This window comes from Candidatus Methylomirabilis sp. (genome assembly GCA_036000645.1).
Lineage (GTDB): Bacteria > Methylomirabilota > Methylomirabilia > Methylomirabilales > JACPAU01 > JACPAU01.
On sequence record DASYVA010000219.1, the window covers coordinates 20,736 to 27,090 of the forward strand.

The following is a 6,355-nucleotide window of genomic DNA, read 5'->3' on the forward strand; positions in this document are numbered from 1 at the left end:
CCACCGAAGCTACCCATGGCGGCCGCCGCCCCCGGGAGCTACGGGCTGCAGGTTGGCGCCTTCGCGGTGAAGGCGAACGCTGAAAAGCTCCAGAAGCGCCTGGAGGAGAAGGGGTACGCTGTGACCGTCCGGCAGGCCAGCCCTCGAGTCCCTCGGCACCGCGTCCTGGTGGGCACGTACACCGCGAAGGCGGACGCCGAAGCGCAGCGGGAAAAGGTGGTCGAGGCGGGCGCCAAGGGAGCCAAGGTGGTCCCGGCGGCCGGCGGGAAGCTCACCGTCGAGGCGGGAACCTTCCGGAGCCTGGACGCCGCGATCGATCTCGCCCGCGAGCTCCAGAAGTCGGGCCTGGCACCGCGCATCGATTCCCGGCCGACGACGACGGGCCTCTTCCAGGTGCGGGTCGGGGCCTACGCCAACCCGCAGGACGCCCAAGCCCAGGTAGACGCCCTGCGGAAGGAGGGGTTGAGCCCCATCGTGGTGAAGAACTGAGGACCCAGAATGCGCTCGTGGTCCTCAGTGTCCCCGTCACTTTTTAACGCGTTAGACCTGGCAGAAAGGGGTGACCGGCGTGACGAAGGCGGATATTGCGTCCCTGGTCGCGCAGAAGGGGCTCACCAAGAAGCAGGCCATGGAGGCGGTCGAGGCGACGCTGGAGACCATCAAGGGGGCCCTCAAGAAGGGGGAGAAGATCCAGTTGGTGGGCTTCGGCTCCTTCCAGGTCCGGGCGAAACGAGCGCGGAAGGGGCGCAACCCTCAGACTGGGTCGGAGATCATCATCACGGCGCGCAAGGTGCTCAAGTTCAAGCCCGGCAAGGCCCTGCAGCAGGCGGTGAACCCCCGCAAGCCCTAGGTCCCCTTCCGCGGCCTGGCCCCCGGACGGCGGCCTCCGCGGGGCCACACTGAGGTGTTCCTGTGAAGAAGCACGCGCCGTCGGAGGTGCGGCCCTCCCATGAGCCCATCCCTGACAAGCTGTACTTCAAGATCGGCGAGGTGGCGCGGATCACCGGCGTGCAGCCGTATATCCTGCGCTACTGGGAGTCGGAGTTCTCCGTCCTCCAGCCCAAGAAGAGCGGGACGGGGCAGCGGCTGTACCGGAAGAAGGACATCCAGACGGTCCTGAAGATCAAGCACCTGCTCTACGACCAGAAGTTCACCATCGCGGGGGCGAAACGACGCCTCCTCTCGGACGGGGGGGAAGCCCCGGCCGATCTGGGCGAGACCCTGCGGCGCCTGCGGGAGGGGCTCGAGGGGCTTGCGGCCCTCCTGCGAAGGCAGTAGCATCGAGGACAGACGCACTCTCCCGGGGCGTGGCGCAGCCTGGTAGCGCACTGGCATGGGGGGCCAGGGGTCATGGGTTCAAATCCCGTCGCCCCGACCAGTAGTCTGGAGGGGCTAGGCCGGGACGCCTAGCCCCATTTTGGTTCTTGCGGGAGGGAATGGGCGTCTCGGCGATCCGATGCGCGCCCCCCGCCTGGTTCACCGGAGAGGCAGATCCCGCCACCGTTCGCCGCGAAGCGCCCCGGGGAGCGCTGACCCCGGGGAGGACAGTACCGCCGTGCGCCCCGCCCGACTGCTCCGCGCCGCGCTGACCTTTCTCGCTCCCCTCGGGCTGCTCGGGTTCCTCTGGGCCGTGGCCGTCCCGGCGTTTCACATCCCGGGTCGGGTCTTCCCGTCCTTGGGCGAGGTCGGCATAGCCGGTGCCCGAATGCTGTGGGACGGCAGCCTCCTCCATCACGTGGCGCAGAGCCTGATGCGCGTGCTCGTCGGGACGGTGCTGGCCCTCGCTGTGAGCGTCCCGCTGGGGGTCGCGATGAGCGTGAGCCGGCTGACGGCGGCGGTCCTGACCCCCCTGTTCCGCTTCTTCTCGGTCCTCGCCGGAATCGCCTGGATCCCGATCGCCACCCTCTGGTTCGGCTACGGCTTCGGGGCGATCACCTTCGTCATCTTCAATGCCGTCTTCTTCGTCGTGTCGTACAATACCCTCCTGGGCGTGGCGCGCATCCCGCGGCCGCTGCGCTATGCGGCAGCGTCCCTGGGGGCGGGCCCCTGGCGGATGCTCACCGAGGTGCTCCTCCCGGGTGCCCTCCCGAACATCGTGACCGGGATCCGGACGGGGATGGGGTACGCGTGGCGGGGGCTCATCGCCGCGGAGATGATCGCCACCAACGCGGGGCTCGGGTACCTGGTGTTCGTCGCGCGGGATTTCTACCGGACCGAGGTGATCCTCCTCGGCATGATCGCGATCGGGACCCTCTGGCTGCTCCTGGACCTGCTCCTCCTGGCGCCGGTGGAACGGGCGACGATCGAGCGCTGGGGCATGGTCCGGCGGGTCGGTTGATGGCGCGGGCGGTCGCCCTGCTGATCCGCTGGGGGGCGGCCTATCCTGGCGTGCGCTCCTTCGCCCCGTTCGTGCCGGTCATCGGACTCTGGGCTTTGGTGGCGAGCCTCGGCGTCTTCCCGCGGGTCTTCTTCCCGGGGCCTGCGGAGGTGCTCCGCGCCTTCGGTACCCTCACCTACAAGGGAATTCTCCCCGCGTACCTCGAGGACAGCCTGGTCCGCCTCGCGCTCGGGGGGGGAGCGGGCATGGCGCTCGGGATCCCGCTCGGCGTCCTGATCGGGCGCAGTCCCTGGGCGCACCGGCTGTGTTGGCCTCCCCTCCTCTTCTTCCAAGCGATCGGGGATATTGCCTGGCTGCCGATCCTGTTGATCTGGTTTGGTTTCGGTCTCGCGACGATGACCTGCGTGATCGTCTACACCGTCCTCTTCCCCGTGGTGCTCAACACGGTGCTGGGCGTCCGCTCCGTGCCGCTGGAGCTAACCCGCGCGGCGCAAAGCCTCGGGGCGTCGCGCGGGCGGATCCTCCGAGAGGTCGTACTGCCCGGCGCCCTCCCGAACATCGTCACCGGGCTGCGGAACGGGCTCGGCTACGGCTGGCGGGCCCTCATCGCGGCGGAGATGATCGTGGGGACGAGCGGGATCGGCTTCCTCATGTTCGATGCGCGGCGCGCCGGGCAGGTCACGGAGGTTCTCCTCGGGATGGTCTTGCTGGGCCTCCTCTGGTACTTCGTGGATGGCTGGGTCCTCGTCCCGCTCGAGCGGGCGACCGGGCAGCGGTGGGGGCTCGTCACGCCGTGAAGACCTTACGGCTCCGCGACCTCTCCAAGACCTACTTCGACCCCTACGCCGGGGGACACGTCACCGCGGTCGTGGACGTGTCGCTCGAGGTCACGCAGGGGGAGTTCGTTGCGATCGTCGGCCCGTCCGGGTGTGGCAAGACGACGCTCCTGAACATGATCGCGGGATTCATCCCCCCCTCCCGCGGGGAGATCCACCTGGACGGTCGGAGCGTCAAGGGGCCAGGTCCTGACCGGGGGGTGGTCTTCCAGTCGTTTGCGCTCTTCCCGTGGAAGACGGTGCTGGAGAACGTGACCTTCGGGCCCAAGATGCGCGGGGTGCCACGGGACGAGCGGGATCGGATCGGCCAGGAGTACCTGGCGCTGGTCGGGCTGGCAGGGACGGAGGGGCGCTACCCGGCGGAGCTCTCCGGGGGGATGCAGCAGCGCGTGGGCGTGGCCCGGGCCCTCGCGAACGGCCCCGATGTCCTCCTGATGGATGAACCGTTCGCGAGCGTGGACGCCCAGACGCGGATGACGCTCCAGGAGGAGCTGACGCGAATCTGGCAGGACCGCCGCCCCACGATTCTCTTCGTGACCCACGACGTGGAGGAAGCGGTCTTCCTGGCGAATCGGGTGGTCGTGCTCTCCAGCGCCCCCGGGCGGGTGGTGGCCGAGCTTCCCGTGACGCTCCCGCGGCCGCGGACCTGGGCGCGTCTGGTGGAGGATCCGGCCTTCAAGGCCCTGGTGGCGACGGTGTTGGGACTGGTGAGGCCCGCGTGAGGGTCCGGAGCGCCCCCGTCACGTCGCCCAAGGTCCGCGCGCTCCTCGCGGCTGCGGCGTGCTATCTCCTCTGGCAGGGATGGCTGACGGTCCGGGCACCGGAGAAGGTCGCCCCGGGCCTCTCGCGGGCCGGGGAGGAGGCGGTGGACATTCTCGTGACGCTCCCTTTCCCCCCCGAGCGCTTTCACGTGCTGGCGTTCCAGCAGTTCGGTCGGGTGTCCGGGACCCGGGAGAACCAGGTGGAGCTGCGGGGCGTGAAGCCCTCGGATCTGCGGGCCGTCGCGCGCCCCTACTGGGTGAGTCGCGTGGAGCCGCTCCCACGGGAGCAGGGGAGGTGACCTATGAAGCGGGTAGGGCTCGGACTCGTGCTCTCGGTGCTGGTCGCATGGCCTCTCCAGGTCGCGGCGCAGGTGAAGCCGTCGCCGATCAAGGTGAAGGCTGGCATCGTCGCCGCGATTGACCAGCTGGGCGTCCCGATCGCGCTCGAGCGGGGCACCTTCGAGAAGTGGGGGCTCGAGGTGACGATCGCGCGCCCATACGCCACGGGGGTGGACCAGCTCAATGCGCTCCAGGCCGGGGAGATCGAGCTCGCGCAGGTCGGGGTGCCGATGATCGGCGCCGTCCTCCGGGGGATGGACCTCGTGATCCTGGGCAATTACACCGGGAGCGCCGCCCGGCTCGGCTCGGACACGACGATGGCGCTGGTGGCGCGCGAGGGCTCCGGCATCGCCACGGGGAACCTCGCGAGCCTCCGCGGCAAGCGGATCGCCGCCTCCTTCGGGACAATCAACCACCTGTACATCTTGGCGCTCCTCGAGCGGGCCGGCCTCACCCCTCAGGACGTCGCCCTCGTTAACACACCTCCTCCGGACATGACCGTGGCCCTCCTCGCCAAAGGGGTCGACGCCTTCAGCGCCTGGGACCCGTGGCCGATCGTTGCGACGCGGGACGTCCCCGGGGCGTACGAGGTCATCCGGGGGGGCGGGGTCATTGGCTTTCTCGGCTTCAACGTCGCACTCCGGGAGTGGGTCGAGCAGAACGGCGGGACGGTCGAGCGGTTCCTGGCCGCCTGTTCCGAGGCCGACAGGTGGATGCGGGCCAACCCGAAGGCCGCCGCGCAGGTGGCCACCCGCTGGATCCCTGGGCTGAAGCTCGAGGTCGCGGAGGCCGCGATGCAGTTCAACATCGAGCAGGTGGACCGGCGCCTCTCGGCGAACAACTACCGGGCGCTCTGGAGCGCCCAGGATCGCCTCCACCGTCTGGGATTCATCAAGGCGACGTTCGACGTCAACAAACACTTCGCGCCGAAGCACATCCTGAAGGTGATGAAGGAGCACCCCGACCTCTTTTCCGACCTCGCCCCGATCCCTCCCGCCGCCGCGCTGGGACCGACGTTCACCTTCCGCCCCTAACGGGGAGCGGGTGGGAGCTGGCCGACGCGCCGACGGCACGGGGGAGGCCAAGGGGAGAGCGCCGGCCCCCCGGTGGAGGAAGCTCGACACCCCGGAGGCGATGTGGTATCGTCTTGCCGTCTCGGATGATGTTGCGTCGCCCCGACGAGGTTGGGCCACGGATCGGCCCACGGCGATCCGGACCGGGGGAGTTCCTGCAGCAGCCGGCAGCGCCCGCTGCTGTTTTTTTGTGGACGGTGAGCGGATGACAGGCCCCAGCATCCTGGTGACCAACGACGATGGGATCCACTCCGACGGGCTGCGGGCGCTGGCAGAGGCGCTCGCCCCGGTGGGGGAGGTCACGGTGGTTGCGCCCGACCGCGAGCGGTCAGCGGCGGGGCATGCGCTGACGCTCCACCGGCCGCTCCGGGCCAGCGAGGTCGCCCCCCGCTGGTACCGGGTGGACGGGACGCCCACCGACTGCGTGACGCTGGCCGTCATGGGGATGCTGAAGGGCCGCCCCCGCCTCGTGGTGGCGGGGATCAACCTGGGGACGAACCTGGGGGATGACGTCACGTACTCCGGCACCGTCTCCGCCGCCATGGAGGGGACCCTCCTGGGCATCCCCGCCTTCGCGATCTCCCAGGCGGGGGGTGGCCGCTTCGACTTCGCCGCGGCCGCCGGCTTCGCCCGGCGCCTGGCGGTCCTCCTCCTCGAGCAGGGGCTCCCGCCCGATACCCTCCTGAACGTCAACGTGCCGGCCGCCTCACCCGAAGGCATCCGGGGGGTTGCCCTCACCCGGCAGGGTCGGCGGGCCTACCGGGAGTCCATCGTGGAGAAGCTGGACCCGCGGGGCAAGACGTACTACTGGATCGGCGGCAGCGAACCGGAGTGGGAGCGCCTCGGGGACTCGGATTACGACGCGGTGATGGCGGGGAAGATCTCGATCACCCCGCTGCGTCTGGATCTGACCCACTACGAGGCACTCCAGTCCCTGCGGGCCTGGGAGGAGCGCCTCGGGCGATGAGGGGTGCCGGGCACGGTGGTTGTTGGGCGGCCCGCGGCCCT

The 6,355-nt window shown here is 69.8% G+C and carries 9 protein-coding genes and 1 tRNA gene; all 10 read left to right on the forward strand.

Features of this window, described 5'->3' with window-relative positions; genetic code table 11:
• Positions 1–15: 15 nt before the first annotated feature.
• The 10 genes from VGT06_12400 to surE all read left to right on the forward strand — a co-directional run bounded on the left by VGT06_12400 (position 16) and on the right by surE (position 6,314).
• Positions 16–489, forward strand: coding sequence for an SPOR domain-containing protein (locus VGT06_12400; GenBank protein HEV8663920.1), 474 nt, complete (start codon positions 16–18; stop codon positions 487–489).
• Between the two features lie 79 nt (positions 490–568).
• Positions 569–850, forward strand: coding sequence for an integration host factor subunit alpha (locus tag VGT06_12405; protein ID HEV8663921.1), 282 nt, complete (start codon positions 569–571; stop codon positions 848–850).
• Between the two features lie 62 nt (positions 851–912).
• A complete protein-coding gene (locus tag VGT06_12410; protein ID HEV8663922.1) occupies positions 913–1,278 on the forward strand; it encodes a MerR family transcriptional regulator in 366 nt (121 codons plus the stop codon).
• Positions 1,279–1,301: 23 nt separating this feature from the next.
• A tRNA-Pro gene (locus VGT06_12415) sits at positions 1,302–1,378 on the forward strand.
• Between the two features lie 177 nt (positions 1,379–1,555).
• Entirely contained in the window at positions 1,556–2,338 is a 783-nt protein-coding gene (locus tag VGT06_12420; protein HEV8663923.1) for an ABC transporter permease, read from the forward strand.
• Positions 2,338–3,135, forward strand: coding sequence for an ABC transporter permease (locus VGT06_12425; GenBank protein HEV8663924.1), 798 nt, complete (start codon positions 2,338–2,340; stop codon positions 3,133–3,135). The genes VGT06_12420 and VGT06_12425 overlap by 1 nt, the downstream gene beginning before the upstream one ends.
• On the forward strand, positions 3,132–3,896 hold the full coding sequence (locus VGT06_12430) for an ABC transporter ATP-binding protein (protein ID HEV8663925.1): 765 nt from the start codon (positions 3,132–3,134) through the stop codon (positions 3,894–3,896). The genes VGT06_12425 and VGT06_12430 overlap by 4 nt, the downstream gene beginning before the upstream one ends.
• Positions 3,893–4,234, forward strand: coding sequence for a hypothetical protein (locus VGT06_12435; GenBank protein HEV8663926.1), 342 nt, complete (start codon positions 3,893–3,895; stop codon positions 4,232–4,234). Before VGT06_12430 ends, VGT06_12435 begins: the two co-directional genes overlap by 4 nt.
• Before the next feature lie 3 nt (positions 4,235–4,237).
• Positions 4,238–5,308: an ABC transporter substrate-binding protein gene (locus tag VGT06_12440; GenBank protein HEV8663927.1), complete on the forward strand. Its 1,071-nt coding sequence runs from the start codon at positions 4,238–4,240 to the stop codon at positions 5,306–5,308.
• 244 nt (positions 5,309–5,552) lie between these two features.
• A complete protein-coding gene (gene surE / locus VGT06_12445; GenBank protein HEV8663928.1) occupies positions 5,553–6,314 on the forward strand; it encodes a 5'/3'-nucleotidase SurE in 762 nt (253 codons plus the stop codon).
• Positions 6,315–6,355: the final 41 nt, after the last annotated feature.